The 17671-nt window shown below is 61.2% G+C and carries 11 protein-coding genes; 6 read left to right on the top strand and 5 right to left on the bottom strand.

Features of this window, described 5'->3' with window-relative positions:
• Positions 1 to 54 precede the first annotated feature (54 nt).
• The 3 genes from AB5Y94_RS07770 to AB5Y94_RS07780 all read left to right on the top strand — a co-directional run bounded on the left by AB5Y94_RS07770 (position 55) and on the right by AB5Y94_RS07780 (position 4900).
• A complete protein-coding gene (locus AB5Y94_RS07770; protein WP_368205304.1) occupies positions 55 to 3495 on the top strand; it encodes a type I secretion C-terminal target domain-containing protein in 3441 nt (1146 codons plus the stop codon).
• Positions 3496 to 3581: 86 nt separating this feature from the next.
• Positions 3582 to 4139: a hypothetical protein gene (locus AB5Y94_RS07775; protein WP_005302539.1), complete on the top strand. Its 558-nt coding sequence runs from the start codon at positions 3582 to 3584 to the stop codon at positions 4137 to 4139.
• Between the two features lie 56 nt (positions 4140 to 4195).
• The gene (locus AB5Y94_RS07780; protein ID WP_017783052.1) at positions 4196 to 4900 is read left to right on the top strand and encodes an SIMPL domain-containing protein; all 705 of its coding nucleotides are present in this window, start codon (positions 4196 to 4198) and stop codon (positions 4898 to 4900) included.
• A gap of 251 nt (positions 4901 to 5151) precedes the next feature.
• Here the strand turns inward: AB5Y94_RS07780 and AB5Y94_RS07785 are convergent, their stop codons facing one another.
• Positions 5152 to 6528, bottom strand: a complete 1377-nt coding sequence (locus AB5Y94_RS07785; RefSeq protein WP_368205305.1) for an amino acid permease — start codon at positions 6526 to 6528, stop codon at positions 5152 to 5154.
• 362 nt (positions 6529 to 6890) lie between these two features.
• Between AB5Y94_RS07785 and AB5Y94_RS07790 the strand changes: the two genes are divergently transcribed.
• The gene (locus tag AB5Y94_RS07790) at positions 6891 to 7178 is read left to right on the top strand and encodes a hypothetical protein (RefSeq protein ID WP_054544562.1); all 288 of its coding nucleotides are present in this window, start codon (positions 6891 to 6893) and stop codon (positions 7176 to 7178) included.
• Positions 7179 to 7268: 90 nt separating this feature from the next.
• On the opposite strand, the gene AB5Y94_RS07795 is transcribed toward AB5Y94_RS07790, so the two are convergent.
• A complete protein-coding gene (locus AB5Y94_RS07795; protein WP_005302533.1) occupies positions 7269 to 8081 on the bottom strand; it encodes a pyruvate, water dikinase regulatory protein in 813 nt (270 codons plus the stop codon).
• Between the two features lie 308 nt (positions 8082 to 8389).
• Here AB5Y94_RS07795 and ppsA point away from each other — a divergent pair, with 308 nt between their 5' ends.
• Both ppsA and AB5Y94_RS07805 read left to right on the top strand, forming a co-directional pair.
• Positions 8390 to 10768 (top strand): phosphoenolpyruvate synthase, encoded by a 2379-nt coding sequence (gene ppsA / locus AB5Y94_RS07800; protein ID WP_368205306.1) that lies wholly within the window; start codon positions 8390 to 8392, stop codon positions 10766 to 10768.
• 300 nt (positions 10769 to 11068) lie between these two features.
• A complete protein-coding gene (locus tag AB5Y94_RS07805) occupies positions 11069 to 12046 on the top strand; it encodes a helix-turn-helix domain-containing protein (protein ID WP_368205308.1) in 978 nt (325 codons plus the stop codon).
• Positions 12047 to 12141: 95 nt separating this feature from the next.
• Here the strand turns inward: AB5Y94_RS07805 and AB5Y94_RS07810 are convergent, their stop codons facing one another.
• The 3 genes from AB5Y94_RS07810 to AB5Y94_RS07820 all read right to left on the bottom strand — a co-directional run bounded on the left by AB5Y94_RS07810 (position 12142) and on the right by AB5Y94_RS07820 (position 17296).
• On the bottom strand, positions 12142 to 14523 hold the full coding sequence (locus tag AB5Y94_RS07810; protein ID WP_043169887.1) for a glycoside hydrolase family 3 C-terminal domain-containing protein: 2382 nt from the start codon (positions 14521 to 14523) through the stop codon (positions 12142 to 12144).
• A 422-nt stretch (positions 14524 to 14945) separates the two neighbouring features.
• A complete protein-coding gene (locus tag AB5Y94_RS07815; RefSeq protein ID WP_010633588.1) occupies positions 14946 to 15404 on the bottom strand; it encodes a hypothetical protein in 459 nt (152 codons plus the stop codon).
• 17 nt (positions 15405 to 15421) lie between these two features.
• On the bottom strand, positions 15422 to 17296 hold the full coding sequence (locus AB5Y94_RS07820) for a S8 family serine peptidase (protein WP_368205307.1): 1875 nt from the start codon (positions 17294 to 17296) through the stop codon (positions 15422 to 15424).
• Positions 17297 to 17671 lie beyond the last annotated feature (375 nt).

A 17671-nucleotide genomic window follows, 5' to 3' on the forward strand; every position in this document is an offset into this window, starting at 1 on the left:
GTGGGCAACGACATCGTGGGCTCGACCACGGACGGGGAGGTATTCCGTATCAGCGTGGCGAGCAATGGCACGGTGACGCTGACGCAGTCGGCGGAGCTGGACCATCTGCCGGAGGACGTGGACAACAGCAACGACAACAACCTCATCAGCCTGGCCAATGGCAAGGTGCTGCTGAGTGCGACCGTGACGGTGGTGGATGGCGACAACGACACCGCGACCGGGACGGTGAGTGCGGACCTGGGCGGCAACATCAACTTTGAGGACGATGTGCCGACAGCCAAGGACAACAGCATCGTCATTACCGAGGCTGGGTTGCCGCCTTTCAATCTCGTCATGGTGATCGATACCTCGGGCAGCATGTTGTGGCAGATAGGTACGACGTCAAATGGCTCGCCAAACCGTCTGGAACTGGCCAAGGATGCCCTGAACCACATGATCGACTCGTATGTGGCGCTTGGGGTTCCATTGGTCATTACGGTTATTGATTTTGCCAGTGGTGCAGTCCTGATCCCGCAAACCAGTGATCCTGATGTGGCCAAGGCCAGTATTTCCGGTTTGCCGACGGATGGCGGTGGTACCAACTATAACGCCCCCCTGGTACTGGCACAGAATCAACTGACAACGGATTTGGCAAACCCAGCCTTGGCCGGGTATGAAACCAAGGTCTATTTCCTGTCGGATGGCGCGCCCAATGAAGGCAATGTCCCCGCCGGCTGGACCAGCTTTGTGAACAACAACAACGTTGAAGTTTACGCCGTTGGTCTGAACGTGAGCGGCAATGCCTCGGCGATCGCCCAGCTGGGACTGGTGGAAGACAACGGAGATGCGGTGACGCTGGTCAACAATATCTATGACCTGGATGCCACTTTGCAGGCGACTGTGCCGCCTCCTGCCACTGGCAATGTGATCACGGATGTGGATGCGACTGCCGGCGTGGACAGTGCTGGCGCGGATGCCCCCGCAACCGTGTTCCAGGTCAGCTTCACCGTCAGCAATCCGGCTGCGTATGTGGGGGTTGCCGACAGCATCAATGGCAATGTCGTGACCTTCCTGGTGCAAGGAGGAACAACGGGTCCCATGACTACGCCTCTGGGTGGCCAGTTGGTGGTCAATGCCGACGGATCCTACTCCTACACACCGCCCAATGATGTAGCAGTGGATACGTTGGAGACCTTTACCTACACCATAGTGGATGCAGATGGTGACACCTCCAGTGCCTTGCTGAAGATACTGGTGCTGGATACCACTCCGATCACGGCCTCCGTATTCGAGGATGGCTTGCCCACCGGCCTGCCCGGCAACGACCCGTCCCTGACAACCGTGGGCGGCTCACTGGCCCATATGGTGATTGACAGCACTGGCGTCAGTTTCGGTGTTGGCAGCACAGCCGGCTTGCCGGCGTTGACCTCAGGCGGTGTGCCGATCACCTACAGCATCGTTCATGGTGTCGGGGTGGATACCCTGGTGGCCATGGCCGGCAGCAAACCGATCTTTACGCTGGCGGTGGAGGCGGATGGTGATTACACCTTCACCCTGCAGGGGCCGATAGATCATGCTCAGGCTGATGGCAATGATCTGGAACTAAAGGCGTTGAACCTCTCCAGTGCGATCACTGCCCATGAAGGACCGGACAATGTGACTCTGGTACGGGATTTCATCGTGCAGGTTGAAGATGATGTGCCTCTTGTCATGACGCCCGCAATGGGAGTCATGCTGAACCAGTCCGGGCTTACTGAGACCTTCCTGCTGGATGGAGATGGCTCGCTGTTGAACAACTACGGGGCTGATGGTGGTTCGATCCGCTTTGACAGCAGTCTGAATGGCAGCAGTGGCCTGACCTCGGGTGGCTTGCCCATCACCTATGCCTTGTCGTCGGATGGTATAACCCTGACAGCTACAACGGCGGCCGGCACCGTGTTCATTGCCACCCTGCAACCTGCATCCGGGACTTATCAGATCCAGATGATTGGCGAAGTGGACGGCGGGCAAACCACCATCGACTTCAACGGCGGGGGTTACGACTTCGTTGGCGGCAATGCGTCCTGGGCCGGTTTTAATACGGCAGCGAATGACAACAGCAAGGATCTGCTGCTGACGGCGATGACCAATGGTGTGGATGGCGGTACCGTCAACACCTCTGCCAACACGGGGGGGATCAGTAGCGGTTCATCCGTCGGGTCGGGTGAGGCGATGCGGATAGACTTTGTCATCGATCTGACCGGCAACCCGGTCAGTGGTGGCTCCTACGGCGTCCTGGCGAACCAGACCCATGCCTTTGAGGCTCACTACGATGTAAATGGTGCCTCCGCCATGTTTACGGCGATCAATAGCAGCTCCAGTGTAAAACTGGTAGCCCGTCAGGATGTGGACAATGACAACGATATTGGCGATGGCAACAAGGAGTCGCTGACCGCCGTGGCGATCAGCTATAACGGTTCAACCAGGATTGTCAGTATCGGAGCCGGAATGTCCCAGGTTGTCTCGGTGGGAGGCCACAGCTTCACGGTCAACTTTACCGATGACGATCCGACCGCTGGTGTGGCTTATGTCGCGACAGTTGCCGGGGTGATCTCCAATACCAAACTGGCGGCGTATACAGCAGATGGTTACAACAGCCTGGAGTTCCACTATGCCGCAGGGAGCACCTTCAAGATTGGCGACTTCGGCTCCAGCGTGGCGACTCCGGGTGTTCCGGTCAACTTGCAGTTGCCGGTCACACTGACGGACGGCGATGGCGATGCCGTTCACAGCAACATCGGTCTGAGCCTGCTGCCGGATGCCCCCTTTACCGTGGACTACGAAGACTCCGCCAGCGCGGTGAATGTGACCCTGACCAGTACGCAAGGGCACGCCATCGGGTCCGACTTTGGAGACAGCATCACGGGCAACAGCCTGGACAACATCCTGTCGGGTGGTGATGGTGATGATCTGCTGTACGGGATGGGAGGCAAAGATACTCTGGTTGGCGGGTCGGGCAATGATGTGCTGGACGGTGGCAGCGGCAACGATACCCTTTATGGGGAATCCGGCAATGACACCCTGATCGGCGGAATTGGCAACGACATATTGCAAGGAGGAGATGGCAACGATCTGTTGATCGGTGGTCTGGGCAGCGACACCATGACAGGGGGCGCTGGCAGCGATACCTTCAAGTGGATTGCTGGCGATGCAGATGGCAGTACCGACACCATTACCGACTTCACGCTGGGCAACCCGTCCAACGGGGGGGATGTGCTGGATCTGTCGGATCTGCTGGTCGGTGTCCCCTCGGGGTTCAACAACAATGATCTGGCCACGGTGCTCAACAACTATCTGCAGTTCGACACCACGACCAACAAGCTGACCATAGACACGAACGGATCGGCGAGTGGCGGCTCTCAATTGACCGTCCAGTTCCAGGGCAACCTGGATCTGGATCAAAACGGAGGGCTCACAACCAACCACGACATCATCAAGCAGCTGCTGGATGACGGCAACCTCAAGGTTGATCCGTAACCAGTGAACGGGGCCGGGCCATGCCTGGCCCCTGTTTTTTGACTGAGGGGGCGGCTAAGATAGCGGCAGTACAGGAGAGGGTCACCATGCAGTCATTTAATTGGATCGATATCGATGGCATTCGCTATAGCTGGGACGGGCAGGGCAGCATTACCTGTACCGGCCAGTTTGGCTATCACGCCACGATGGCGGGTGATCGGATTGATGCGCTGGATCTGGAGAGCGATGATGGCGAGGTGGCGGGTTCACTGAATGTGGACTTTGCTGCAGCAACCATTTCCTTCACGCCGGCCCAGGGTGAGCAGCCACCTCATATGATGGTGCTGGTTGGCCATGAGCAGGGGGAGCAGGAGTATACGCTGCAAAGTCTGAGCGATATCAGCCTGCAGGATCTGCTCGGTCATTCCGACAACATCGACTGCGCCCCTCTGACGGTGGATACCATGACAGACCCGGTCACCCCGCTTGCCGGACACGTTCTGTCGTGGGACTCCTTCCACTTTGATGATGATGTGCTGCTCAGCTCCCGCAGTGCCTCCCCCGTAACGGCTGGCCATCCGGAGCCGGCTGGCAGTGAGATCAGCATCAATATCGACATGACCAATCAGGTACTGGATCAGATCCCGCCGTTGCACGATATATGAATCCCATTCGGCGACGGGCATAATGACCTCACTCCAATAGATTGAGGTCTTTTTTTATGTGGCGTCCCCTTCTTACCCTGTCCGCTCTGGTGGTCAGTGCTCCCCTGTTTGCCATCGAAGTGCCGCAGGCTCCCCATCTGGTGGTGAGCGGCTATGCCGAGCAAAAAGCAGAGCCCGACATGCTGACCCTGAATGTCTCCGTGACAGCGCTGGAGAAGCAGGGCATCAAGGCCAAGCAGCAGGTGGATGGCAAGGTCGCCGCCTTCTTTGGTCAGCTCGAAGGGCTGGGCATCAAGCGTACTGACGTTGAGGCGGGCAATCTGGTGATCTCCCCGGAGTATCAGTATCCGCAGAACAAGAAGCCGGAACTGGTGGGTTATCGTGCCCAGCGCCAGCTGGCGGTCAAGCTCTATCAACTCGACAAGCTGAGCGAGCTGATGGACACCGCGCTCAAGGCCGGGCTGGAGTCCGTTTCCCAGATTGAATACGGCCTAAAGACACCGCAAGCCATGAAAGAACAGGCTCGCCTCGGTGCGGTTGAGGATGCCAGAAGCAAGGCGGAGTCGCTGGCCAAGGCATTTGGCATGAAGCTCGGCAAGGTTTACAGCGTCGAATATCGCAACAATACCCCCATGCCGATCTACAGCCGGGCCCTCAAGGCTGCAGCCATGTCGCCCGCCGCCGACATGATGGAAAACAGCTATCAACAGCAGCAGATCAGCATTACCGACAACGTGGAAGCCGTCTTCCTGCTGGAATAATCCAGCGGCTTTCGCCCCTTGTCGCTTTCAAGCCCGAGCCCAGTGTCTCGGGCTTGTTGCTTTCAGGGAGAAGCCCTCTTGCAGGCAGATTTTGCCGGGATGTGCCGGCCCGCGCTTGAGGCTGACCTCGGCCTTGGCCCATCTGCATAGGTGAAGAGGGGGCCGATATGGATGTTGGTTCGCGGAGGGAGCGCCGGCTAGAAAAAAGCCGGTCAGTGACCGGCTTTTGAGGGGCGATGAAGTTGATACCATCAACCCAGGTTGGCCGCGACGCGAGCCTGGCGCTTCTGCTTGAACTGATAGCCGATGGCCAGCACGATGATCCAGACCGGGATGAGCAGTACCGAGATCTGGATGCCCGGGGTCAGGTACATGATGACCAGGATGCCGGCCATGAAGGCGAGGCAGAGGTAATTGCCGAACGGGTACCAGAACGCTTTGAACTTGGGAATCACACCTTCGGCCTGCTTGCTCTTGCGAAACATCAGGTGCGCCAAGCTTATCATGGCCCAGTTGATGACCAGGGCGGAGACCACCAGCGCCATCAACAGCTCGAACGCCTTGCCCGGCATCAGGTAGTTGATGAGTACGCACAGCAGGGTTGCCGCCGCGGAGACGGAGATGGCCACCACAGGCACACCGCTCTTGTTGGTCTTGAGCAGGCTGCGCGGGCCGTTGCCCTGCTTGGCCAGACCAAACAGCATACGGCTGTTGCAGTAGACACAGCTGTTGTAAACCGACAGTGCTGCGGTCAGTACCACCATGTTGAGTACGGTGGCCACCAGATTGCTGTCCAGTGCGTGGAAGATCATGACGAAGGGACTGCCGCCTTCTACCACCTTGCCCCAGGGGTAGAGGGACATCAGCACGGCCAGGGCGCCGATGTAGAAGATGAGGATCCGGTAGATCACCTGATTGGTGGCCTTGGGGATGCTCTTCTCGGGATTGTCGGCCTCGGCGGCCGTGATACCGACCAGCTCGAGCCCGCCGAACGAGAACATGATCACCGCCATCGCCATCACCAGACCGCTGATGCCGTTGGGGAAGAAGCCGCCCTGGGCCCACAGGTTGCTGATGCTGGCGTCCGGGCCGCCGTTGCCGCTGGCCAGCAGGTAGCCGCCAAAGCCAATCATGCCGATGATGGCCACCACCTTGATGATGGCGAACCAGAACTCCATCTCGCCAAACGCCTTGACGTTGGAGAGGTTGATGGCGTTGATCAACACGAAGAAGAAGGCTGCCGACATCCAGGTCGGGATCTCGGGCCACCAGTACTGAACATAAATGCCCACCGCAGTCAGCTCGGCCATGCTCACCAGCACGTAGAGCACCCAGTAGTTCCAGCCGGAGGCAAAGCCGGCGAAGTCACCCCAGTATTTGTAGGCGAAGTGGCTGAAGGAGCCGGCTACCGGCTCTTCCACCACCATCTCGCCCAGCTGGCGCATGATCAGGAAGGCGATAAAACCACCGATGGCATAGCCAAGCAGCACGGAGGGGCCCGCCATCTTGATGGTCTGGGCAATGCCGAGAAACAGGCCGGTGCCGATGGCGCCGCCCAGTGCGATGAGCTGGATATGGCGGTTTTTCAAACCGCGTTTCAGCTCCTCGCCGTTTTGTTGAAGATCCATTCTTCCTTCCTTACGTCTTCTGAAGTCATTCGTCTGTCATCTCGTCCGTCGGGTCACTCCATGTGACCGTGCACGGCAAAGCGTGCCTTAAACGTGACGAAATCCGTATTTATTTCGTTACGGTTGGTCGCTTTCTGTTTTTTATGGCGACTACCAACGGAAGCAGAATAGTGATAATCCATCGCGGATGCACCTGTTTTCCTCATCATTCGCTGGTTTTTTCGGCGAAAAGCAGGTTTTTAGGGAGCGATGAAGCTGGTAGGGAAGTGTTTGACTGTATTGCGAACAATCGAATGCTGCTCGGTTGACTCTTCTGCTCTTTCCTGTTTTATGAAACCTCCCGTGCAACAAGGATGCGCTTCATGCAACGTATTATTGGCAGTTTGCTGGCCGTCGCGCTGTGGCTGACCGTGTGGCTTTCGCCCCTGCTGCTGACCATGGCGGCGGGATGCCTGCTGGTGTGGGCCGTGCAGGGTGATGACTATCTGGTGATGCACCTGCGGAGTGTCTTGTTGATCGCCGGTGCCATCGGCCTGCTGCCGGCCCTCTGGCTGACAGAACGGGTACGCCGGCGTCACGGTGTGCTCAACTTCTACGCCATGCTGATGAACAACAGAGAGCTGAACCGCCCGGGCTCCCAATCCCGTTGAGGTTCAGTCCACAAGCGCCGGATACAGATGTATCCGGCGCTTTTTTATGGTCGTTTGCCGTATCGCCAGCTTGCCGGCGCGCGGCGTTGCTCAATAAAGCTGACGGCGCAGGCCGGTAGCCTCGAGGATCTTGGCGCTGATCTCCTCCACCGAGTGGGAGCTGGTGTCGAGGAAGCGGATCGCCTCCTGGCGAAACAGCCGCTCGACGCAGGCCAGCTCCTGTTCGCACTGTTCCAGCGAGGAGTAGCGGCTGTTGGCGCGGCGCTGGTTGCGGATCTCATGCAGCCGCTGGGGGGCGATGGTGAGGCCGAACAGCTTGTGACGATTGGCCTTGAGGGCGGCCGGCAGATCCAGAACCCCCATGTCCTGCTCGATGAAGGGGTAGTTGGCGGCGCGGATGCCGAACTGCAGCGCCAGATAGAGGCTGGTCGGCGTCTTGCCGCAGCGGGAGACCCCGATCAGGATGATGTCGGCCTCCTCATACTCCTTGGTGGTGATGCCATCGTCGTTGGCCAGCGCGAAGTTGACCGCCTCGATGCGGTCATCATAGAGCTTGCGGTTCTCCATGCCGTGGGTGCGGTGCAGCCTGGGCTCGGCCTTCACCCCGAGCTCGTGCTCCAGCGGGCTGACGAAGGTGTTGAGAAAGTCGTGGCTGCTGGCCTGGGCCTTGAGCACCTCCTCGCGCACCTGATGATCAACGATGGTGTGGAACAAAATGGGGCGAACCCCGGTCTGGCGGAACTGCTCGTCGATGCGCATCCGTACCTGGCGCGCCTTCTCCAGGGTTTCGACAAAGGGGATGGTGATCTGCTCGAAGGCCAGCGGAAACTGGCTCAACACGGCGTGACCGAACACTTCGGCTGTGATGGCGGTGCCGTCTGAAACATAGAATACGGTGTGCACTGGGGGCTCCTGTGAGGGGGTCGGCGAGCTGGCTGGCAAGAAGTATCTCTCGAAACCATATCGTTTTTGTCAACCGGTCTGCCGTGCCCAAGTTGTGAAGTGGCTTGCAAACCTGAGTCGTTACCTTTTTGTGTTGGCATTGTAGAATGTCTGTGTCATTCGACCATCCCCAAATCTTGCTCGGGGATTTTTTTGACAATAAGTAGAAAACGTTTTCATGGTCGTTGGCAACAGTAGAAACAGACAATAACGCACATAAACTGGCGCACAAGGTGCCATGGCGGCACAGTGCCCACCAACCTGGAGACATGCAAGTGCAACAGTACGTACTCTGGTACGAGCAACTCGGAATGCAGGACGTAGAACGAGTTGGCGGCAAAAATGCATCCCTTGGCGAGATGATCAGCAACCTCTCTGGTGCCGGAGTTTCCGTGCCGGGCGGGTTTGCCACCACCGCCTTTGCGTTTAACGAGTTTCTGGAGTCAAGCGGCCTCAACGGCAAGATCCACGATCTGCTCGACAGCCTGGATGTGGACGACATCGCCGCCCTCAACCGGGCTGGCCAGCAGATCCGTGACTGGGTGATCGAGGCCCCGTTCCAGAGCGAGCTGGAGCAGGCGATCCGGGTTGCCTACGACAAGCTCAGCGGCGGGCTTGACGCTTCCTTTGCGGTGCGCTCCTCCGCCACTGCGGAAGACATGCCGGATGCCTCTTTTGCCGGCCAGCAGGAGACCTTCCTCAACGTGCGCGGCATCGACGCCGTCATGATCGCCGTCAAGCATGTGTTTGCTTCACTGTTCAACGATCGCGCCATCTCCTATCGGGTGCATCAGGGCTATGACCACAAGGGTGTCGCCCTGTCGGCCGGGATCCAGCGCATGGTGCGCTCGGATCTCGCCGCCTCCGGCGTCATGTTCACCCTGGATACCGAGTCGGGCTTCAACGATGTGGTGTTCATCACTGGCGCCCAGGGCCTTGGCGAGATGGTGGTGCAGGGTGCGGTCAACCCCGACGAGTTCTACGTGCACAAACCGACCCTCAAGGCAGGACGCCCGGCGGTGGTGCGCAAGACCCTCGGCTCCAAGCTCATCAAGATGACCTATTCCGGCGATGCCAGCCACGGCCGTCAGGTGCAGATCGTCGATACCGATGAGGCCGAGCGCAGCCGCTTCTGCATCACGGATGCCGAGGTAATGGAGCTGGCCAAGCAGGCGCTCATCATCGAGCAGCACTACGGCCGCCCGATGGACATCGAGTGGGCCAAGGACGGGCAGGATGGCAAGCTCTACATCGTGCAGGCGCGTCCGGAAACCGTGCGCAGCCGCCAGGAGGCCAACACCCTCGAGCGTTTTGCTCTCAAGCAAGCGGGCAAGGTGCTGATCGAGGGGCGCGCCATCGGCCACAAGATCGGGGCGGGCCCGGCGCGGGTCATCTCCTCCATCAGCCAGATGGACGAAGTGCAGCCCGGCGACGTGCTGGTCACCGACATGACCGACCCGGATTGGGAGCCCATCATGAAGCGGGCCTCCGCTATCGTCACCAACCGGGGCGGCCGTACCTGTCACGCCGCCATCATCGCCCGCGAACTGGGCATTCCGGCGGTGGTGGGTTGCGGTGATGCCACCAAGCGCATCGAACCGGGCCAGCTCATTACCGTCTCCTGCGCGGAAGGGGATACCGGTTTCATCTACGACGGCGAACTCGACTTTGACGTGGCGGTGACCGAGGTGGGCAACATGCCGCGCTTGCCGATCAAGATCATGATGAACGTCGGCAACCCGGACAGAGCCTTCGACTTCGCCCAGCTGCCGAATGCCGGTGTCGGTCTGGCTCGCCTCGAGTTCATCATCAACCGGATGATCGGGGTGCATCCCAAGGCGTTGCTGGAATTCGACCAGCAGAGCCCCGAGCTCAAGGCCACCATCGGCAAGATGATCGCCGGCTACGAGAGCCCGCGCGAGTTCTATGTCGCCAAGCTGACCGAGGGCATCGCCACCCTGGCCGCCGCCTTCTGGCCGGAGCGGGTGATCGTGCGGATGTCGGACTTCAAGTCCAACGAGTACGCCAACCTGGTGGGCGGTCGTGACTACGAGCCTCACGAAGAGAACCCGATGATCGGTTTCCGCGGCGCGTCGCGCTACATCGCCGACAGCTTCCGCCCCTGTTTTGCCCTCGAATGCGAGGCGATCAAGCGGGTGCGCGATGTGATGGGGCTGACCAACGTCGAGGTGATGATCCCCTTCGTGCGCACCGTGGGCGAGGCGGAGCAGGTGATCGACATCCTAGGTGAGAACGGTCTGCGCCGTGGCGAGCGGGGGCTCAAGGTGATCATGATGTGCGAGATCCCGAGCAACGCCCTGCTGGCAGACAAGTTCCTCGAGCACGTGGACGGCTTCTCCATCGGCTCCAACGACATGACCCAGCTGACGCTTGGACTGGATAGGGACTCGGGGCTTATCGCCCACCTGTTCGACGAGCGTAACGAAGCGGTCAAGGCGCTGCTGGCGATGGCCATTGCCGCCGCCCGCAAGGCGGGCAAGTATGTGGGGATCTGCGGCCAGGGGCCGTCCGATCACCCGGACTTCGCCGCCTGGCTGGTCGAGCAGGGCATCGACTCTGTGTCGCTCAACCCGGATACCGTGGTCGACACCTGGCTCTATCTGGCCGAGCAGCACAAGGCGAGTTGACGCAGGCTGCACTGCCCCCATCAAAATGGCGCCCACGGGCGCCATTTTTCATGACCGAACCTGACGCAGCTGGTCCGATATGACGGCTAGATGTGCCCAAAATGGCGCGCTGGCGCGTGCTTTTACACTCCGTTACATCTGCTCGCTTTGCAACCGCCCCATAATGGTCCCGCCAGCCCGCCGCACGGGGTGGCAGGCCTGCCGCCAGTGGCGGGCCGGGGGATCACGAGCAGTTTCCTGTCAGCACGGAGGCCAGGACGGCAGATGTCACAGAGCGTATCAAACCAGGTGATCAGACGAATGCTGGGAGCCTGCCAGCAGCAGGGGGGCGATCCCGATGCCATTCTGATGGCGGGCGGCCTCACGTCGTTCGACATCGAGCGGGAACAGGGCCGGCTGCCGGCCCACAACCACTACCGGATGCTGCAACTGATGCAGCCCTATCTGGCCAGTTTTCACGAAACCATCCTCTCCTACGACATCGGCCAGCTCTACCAGCACTATCCGCCGCTCATCAGCCTGTGCCTGAACCAGCCCTCGCCGCGGGCGGCGCTCGAGGTGCTGCTGGCCTATCGCCCCATCATCGGCAGTTGTGACGAGCTGCGGGTGCGGCGGGGGACGCAGGCCAGCCAATACTTGTATGTCAATCAGGGGCCCGCCAGCCTGGGGGCGAGTCAGGCCATCCCCAACTTCATCATCCTCTACCGGATTTTGCGGGTCTATCTGGCGGATCCCCGGGTCTCGGTGGGCTTCACGGGGCGGTCGCCACCGCGCCATCAGCTGCTGGATCAGTTCTTCGCCACCCGCTGCCGCTGGGAGCAGGGGGAAAACACCCTGACCATCGACAACGCCCAACTCGACTGCCCCAGCCACTGCTACAACGAGCCGCTGGGTCGTCTGCAACTGGCTCAGCTGGCACAGATATGTGCCGACATCGCCGAGCGGGCCCCCTTTGCCTATCTGGTGGAGGAGCGGATCCGCCACAAGATCCGGGAAGGGGAACTGGAGAGCGACGAGAGCCTGCTCAAGGAGGTGTGCGCGGCCATGAACGTCAGCCGCTGGACCCTCAATCGCAAATTGCAGGGGGAGGGGAGCAGCTTCTCGACCCTGCTGAGGGACGCGAGGGTGAGCGAAGCCTGCCGCTTGCTGGGGGAGGGGGATCAACCGCTGCAGAACATCAGCGATCGGGTCGGCTTCTCGTCCCAGAGCGCCTTCAACCGCTTCTTCAAGGCCAACACCCGCATGACGCCGCTGGCCTATCGTAACGCCCGCCAATAAGAACGGGACCGGCGCAAGGCCGGTCCCGTGGTCGGATCATTGTTGAGCAACTGTCAGGCAAGGCAAGGCTGGGTGCCCGGCCGTGCCTGCCCATGTTAGCGGGTGATGGTGGTGACGCTGGTGGGATCCACCCCGGCCGGCAGTGCCAGTGCCCCTGGCGTGGTGTTGCTCACCACTATCTCCTTGCTCACCGTGAAGCTGACCGGCGTACTGCTGGAGACATCCGACGAGGGGCTGATGTAGGCGCTGTAGCGACCCGGCTCCACGATCCACTGGTTGCTGGCCTCATCGAAGCTGGCGAGGATGCTGGCCGGAATGGTGAAGCTCAGCTGTTCGCTGGCCCCCGGTGCCAGTTGCGCCGTCTTGGCAAAGGCCTTGAGCTCGATGAGCGGTTTCTTCAGCTTGACCTCGGGGGCGGTCACATAGACCTGGGCCGCCTCCTTGCCTGCCACGGCGCCGGTGTTGGTGATGGTGGCGGTCAGCACCAGGTTGCCGGCGCTGCCACCCTCCAGGGTATTGCTGGCGATGGCGGGGCTGGTGTAGCTGAAGCTGGTGTAGGAGAGACCGAAGCCGAACGGGTAGGAGACCGCCTGCTCGAAGGTGTTGTAGTAGCGATAGCCCACGTAGATCCCCTCGTTGTAGTAGAGATCGTCCGGTTCGCCATCTCCGTCGGTGTCCTCACCCGGGAAGGTGCCGGCGGAGGGGACGCTGGCGTAACTTTGCGGGAAGCTCTGGGCCAGCTTGCCGCTCGGGTTGACCGCGCCTGAGAGCACATCCGCCACCGCGTGGCCGGTCTCCTGGCCAGCCATGTAGGCCAGCAGGATGCCATCCACCTTGTCGCCCCATTGGGCGGTGTCGATGACGCCGTTGACGTTGAGCACCACCACCACCTTCTTGCCCTGGGCGTGGAAGGCGCTGCTCACCGCGTCGATGAGGGCGCGCTCGTCATCACCGAGCAGATAGTCCCCCTTGCCGCTGCTGCGATCCGCCCCTTCCCCGGCCTGGCGGCCGATGCTGATGACGGCGGCTTGCTGGGTGGCGGCCGCACTGGCGATCAGGGCCTCCAGATCTCCGCTGATCGGTGCCTCGGCACAGGTGTAGTAGCCCTTGGCGCCAAATTGCCCCTCGTGGTAGACCTTGTTGTTCTCGTAAAAATCGCGGTAGTAGCTCTGCAGCGCCTCGTTGACCGGGAAGCGTGCCGCCAGTCCCTGCGCGATGGTGGCGGTGCTGGCGGCGTTCACATCCCCGCTGCCGGTGCCGCCCTTGTAGGTGTTGATCTGGTTGATGCCAAAACTGGCCAGCGTGCTGCTTGCCGAAAGCGGCAGGGCCGCGGCCTCGTTGCGCAGCAGCACCATGCTCTCGGCGCCGGCCTGACGGGCCAGTTTGGCGTGGGCGGTCAGATCCGGGCTGTTGCTGATGGCCAGCTGGTTGTAGGAGGGGCTCTTCATCACCTGGGTCAGGATGTGGATGGCGGCCTCGTTCACCTTGGCCTCGTCGAGATCGCCCTGCTCGATGGATTGCTGCAACTGCTCCTTGACGTTGCCCGGCTCGATCAAATCTTGTCCCGCCAGCACCTGCTTGTAGGCGTTGTTGGCCACATCGCCGGCAAACCAGTCGGACATCACCAGGCCGTCGAACTTCCACTCGCCGCGCAGCAGGTCGGTTACCGCATCCCTGCGCTCGTTGACATAGGTGCCGTTGACCTTGTTGTAGGAGGTCATCACCGCCCAGGGCTGGGCCTCGTCTACCGCTATCTGGAAGCCGCGCAGATAGATCTCGCGGAAGGTTCTCGGTTCGCCGATGTCGTTGATCTGGTTGCGGTTGGTCTCTGAGTTGTTGCCGAAGTAGTGCTTGATGGTGGTGCCCACCCCGTTGCTCTCCACCCCGTTGACCATGGCGGCGCCGATTTTGCCGGTGAGCAGGGGATCTTCCGAGTAGTACTCGAAGTTGCGGCCATTGAGCGGGTTGCGCTGGATGTTCATGCCCGGGGCCAGCAGGATGTCGACTCCGTACTGGCGCACCTCGTCCCCCATGGCTTCGCCGACAGCCTTGACCAGCTTGACGTCCCAGCTGGAGGCGAGCAGTGAGCCGATGGGCCAGGCGGTGGCGTAGTAGCTGGCGCTGTCACCGTCGCGGTTGGCGTTGATCCGCACCCCGGCCGGCCCGTCGGCCAGTTTGAGGGCCGGAATGTCGATGCCGTCTGCGCTGCGCAGCACGCCGTTGATGTAACCCGCCACGCCGGGCACATCCTGCTTGACGTTGATGGCGCCGTTGGCACTGCCATAACCGGGGCCGGAGAGCAGGTCCAGCTTCTCGCTCAGGGTCAGCTTGGCCACCATGGCCTCGGCCTGGCCGCGGTAATAGGCATCGTCCTTGACCAAGGGATCCGAGTCATTCTGGTTGCAACCGACCAGCAGGCCGGCCAGCGCCAGGCTGACGCCCAGTGAAACCGCTTTCAATTTTGTGGTGATAGGCATGAAGACGTCCTCGTAACTGTCTGAATAAAAATAAAAAGGAGATATCGACACCGGGCGCAAGGCATCCGCCCGGGCTGGGCCGCTCTGCTGGCGGCTGCCATTGGATATCGCAAGGAAGGCCGAACGGGCCCGTGGGCCGGCGTTTGGCTGCAGGCAGGTTAACAAGCCGGGCGATGGCCGCCTTGCCCCGGGGGAGCGAGAAATGTGCCGGCGGGAGCAAGGGGGCCGAGTTGTGAGCAAGGTCGCATCGAAAGGCGGTGTCAAACCAAGGGTGGAGGGTGGCAAGAGGGGAGAAGGGCAGGGGATATGCGGAAAAAACGGGTGGCCTGATGGCCAATGACGCTGGCCGCGGGCAACACGCGAGGGGGCCGGTGGCCCCCTCGAAGATCAGCTGATATGCCCGGACAATGGCCCGGAGCGGTTCACTTGGGCCGTTTGAGGGCCCCGGCGAGTTCAATCTGTACCTTGACCCCCTCCTGCTTGAGCGCCGTGGCGACGGCGTTCAGATCGGTGCCCGGCTTGGCCTCCAGCAGGGCGATGCCGCCGCTGCTCTGCTTGAAGCGCAGGCCGTGCCGGTTGGCCAGCGCGCTGGCCTGGTTGTCATCGGCCTCCACCAGCAGGGTGCCGCTGGCGGTGAGCTCCGGGCTGGCCACCCCTTGCAGCAGCACGTCGCCGCTGCGCAGGGTTTGCCGGGGCGCCTTGCCGTCTGCGCTGCGGGCGACCCGCTGCTTGCTGCCGTTGTCCGGGGTGAGGTAGGTCTGACCGTTCACCTCTATGGTGCGGTACTGCTTGCCGTCGATCACCACCGATTCATCGGCGGCGTGCACGCCGGCCGAAGCCAGAAAGCCGGCCAGGGCCAGGCCGAGTAAGCTGTGTTTCATCTTGTGACTCCTTGTGATCATGAGCGGGCGGCATCGTGGCCGATCACCCGCAGGGACCAGTTGAGCAGTTGACCCGGCTGGCTGTTGTTGCGCTCGGTCAGCGTGCTGCGGCGGTTAGTGTTGAGGTCAACCAGGGTCAGCTGGCGGCTGCTGTTGGATACGTCGGTCACCTCCAGTCGCCACTCGCCCTGGGCCGCTTCGCCATAGAACTTGTGGGAGAGCATGCGCATGTCGCGCAGCCCCTTGGTGCGCACATAACCCAGCTGCTGCCGGTCGAGGGATTGCCCCACCAGGCTGTTGTTGGGGTTGAGCAGCACGCTACGGGTACCGGACGGGGAGACCAGCTCGATCAGCAGGTCGGGCAGGCGCTGATGATCCAGGCTCACCGTGACCTGGACCGCTTCGACGGTCAAGGCCTGCGCCACCTGGGTGCTGGAGCGGGTGGCACTGCTGCCCACATCCGCGATGCTCCCTTCACTGCGCGGCACCGTGACCTTCTGAGCCGGCAATTGCACCAGCGGCGGCAGCGGGGTGTGGTTGGCGGCGGCCGTCAGGGTCTTGTTCACGTCGATGAGACCAAAGCCATAGGTGGGGCTGTACCAGAGGCCGGCGGCGTTGCGCTCCCACCCTTCCAGGCCGGTGACCTGGCGGGGTTGACCGTTGGCGGCGGTATAGCTGACCTGGACCGGCTGTTGGCCGGCATCGATGCGGGTGGCGTTGCGGGCCAGCAGATCGCGCAGATCCCGCACCGACAGATCCGGGTAGGCGGACATCAGCAGCGCCATGGCGCCCGAGGTGTTGGGGGTGGCCGACGAGGTGCCGTTCATCACACCGTTGTAGTCGCAGGTAGCATCCAGCTGCGGGTTGTTGTGCAGCCGGTTGGTGCTGGGATCGTCGGTGCGGTTGTAGCCCATGTCGCAGCCAGGCAGGTCCGTGGTCACCATGGCCGGTGCATCGGTACCGTACTCGCCGCCGGGGGCGCTCAGGAAGACGTTGCTGCCGACGCTGGAGTAGGAGGAGCGCACTCCGTCGGCGTTGATGGCGCTCACCACCAGGTTCCAGAAGTTGCTGTTGGAGGGGTCTATGTTGCTGTTCTCGAACGGCAGCTTGGGCAGGACGCCGGTGCGGCTGAACATGTAGTCACCCGCGGCGATGCGGTTGAAGCCGTTACCTGCCGCCTTGATGTAGGCCGCGCCCTGTGCCTGCTGGGTCTGCTGCTCGAACAGGCGATCGAGCTGAACCTGATCCAGCCCGCTGGCGCTTTGCGGATCCACCAGGCTCATGCCGTAGCTCTGGTTGAAGACCCGGTTGTCGGCGGTGGCGGTGCTGCCGCCCAGCGCATAGATCCAGTCTTTCTGCAGCTGCTTGCTGCGCTCATCCAGCAGGTTGAACCCCTGCAGCTGAACGCGGGGCGCCACCCCCAGGGTGCCGATGCGGTTGTCGACCGCCCCGATCAGACCGGAGACCGAGGTGCCGTGGGCACTGTCCGGATCGGTCGGGGTGGGGTCGCTGCTGCCGGTCACCACGTTTTTCGAGCCGGGGCGCACATTGTCGGCCAGGTCCGGGTGGGCGATGGCCAGGCCGTCATCCACCACGGCCACGTTGATGCCCTGGCCCTGCACGCCGGTACGGTGTGCCCACCAGAGGTTGAGGTCGTTGCCTGCCACGCCGCCGCGGGGGCTGAAGGCATTCTGGCCGCTGTTGAGCAGGTGCCACTGCTGATCCTGCAGCGGGTTGATGCCGGGCAGGCAGCGCTCGGCACTGCTGCGGCCGGTATCGAGGCCGGCTTCCTTGCCGGTCAATGGGGTGCAACTCTCACTCGCCTGAACTGAAGCGATAGGCAGGGCCGAGAGCAGGGCCGAGATTGCCAACGCTAACGATGTTTTTCTCATTAATAAACTCCATCTTATATCGCACCGTCCTGGGTGCGACTGGCATCTATACATGGGAAGAACAGAGTCAAAAAGCACTCATTTTCATTCTGAGATAAGGCTCAAAGAAATCTCACAACAAATAATCGACAGACCATGTGGGGGTTCCTGTGAATCCTTTTCTGTGCTGTATTGAGAACTTTTCTCAGTTTGGCGCTATTGATATTTATCTTTTTATATCAATCGATTAGTAACCGTTTGTTAACGTTTGACGGGCCGTTACCGGTGTGAGAAAGGCGGGGCGGAGCTGCGCAGGATGGGGGGAATCTTCGCGCTGGCGGGAGCGCCGCTGCGATGAAAACAGGGGGCACTGCAGGCAAGCCACCCGGCGCCAAT

It is taken from the genome of Aeromonas sp. s5 (assembly GCF_040907865.1).
In the GTDB taxonomy this organism is placed as follows: Bacteria; Pseudomonadota; Gammaproteobacteria; order Enterobacterales; family Aeromonadaceae; genus Aeromonas; species Aeromonas dhakensis.

Coding starts and splice junctions, on each gene's coding strand:
- AB5Y94_RS07775 (WP_005302539.1), top strand. CDS start 3,582: ATGCAGTCATTTAATTGGATCGATATCGATGGCATTCGCTATAGCTGG.
- AB5Y94_RS07790 (WP_054544562.1), top strand. CDS start 6,891: ATGCAACGTATTATTGGCAGTTTGCTGGCCGTCGCGCTGTGGCTGACC.
- AB5Y94_RS07820 (WP_368205307.1), bottom strand. CDS start 17,296: ATGAGAAAAACATCGTTAGCGTTGGCAATCTCGGCCCTGCTCTCGGCC.
- AB5Y94_RS07815 (WP_010633588.1), bottom strand. CDS start 15,404: ATGAAACACAGCTTACTCGGCCTGGCCCTGGCCGGCTTTCTGGCTTCG.
- AB5Y94_RS07785 (WP_368205305.1), bottom strand. CDS start 6,528: ATGGATCTTCAACAAAACGGCGAGGAGCTGAAACGCGGTTTGAAAAAC.
- AB5Y94_RS07810 (WP_043169887.1), bottom strand. CDS start 14,523: ATGCCTATCACCACAAAATTGAAAGCGGTTTCACTGGGCGTCAGCCTG.
- AB5Y94_RS07780 (WP_017783052.1), top strand. CDS start 4,196: ATGTGGCGTCCCCTTCTTACCCTGTCCGCTCTGGTGGTCAGTGCTCCC.
- AB5Y94_RS07805 (WP_368205308.1), top strand. CDS start 11,069: ATGCTGGGAGCCTGCCAGCAGCAGGGGGGCGATCCCGATGCCATTCTG.
- ppsA (WP_368205306.1), top strand. CDS start 8,390: ATGCAAGTGCAACAGTACGTACTCTGGTACGAGCAACTCGGAATGCAG.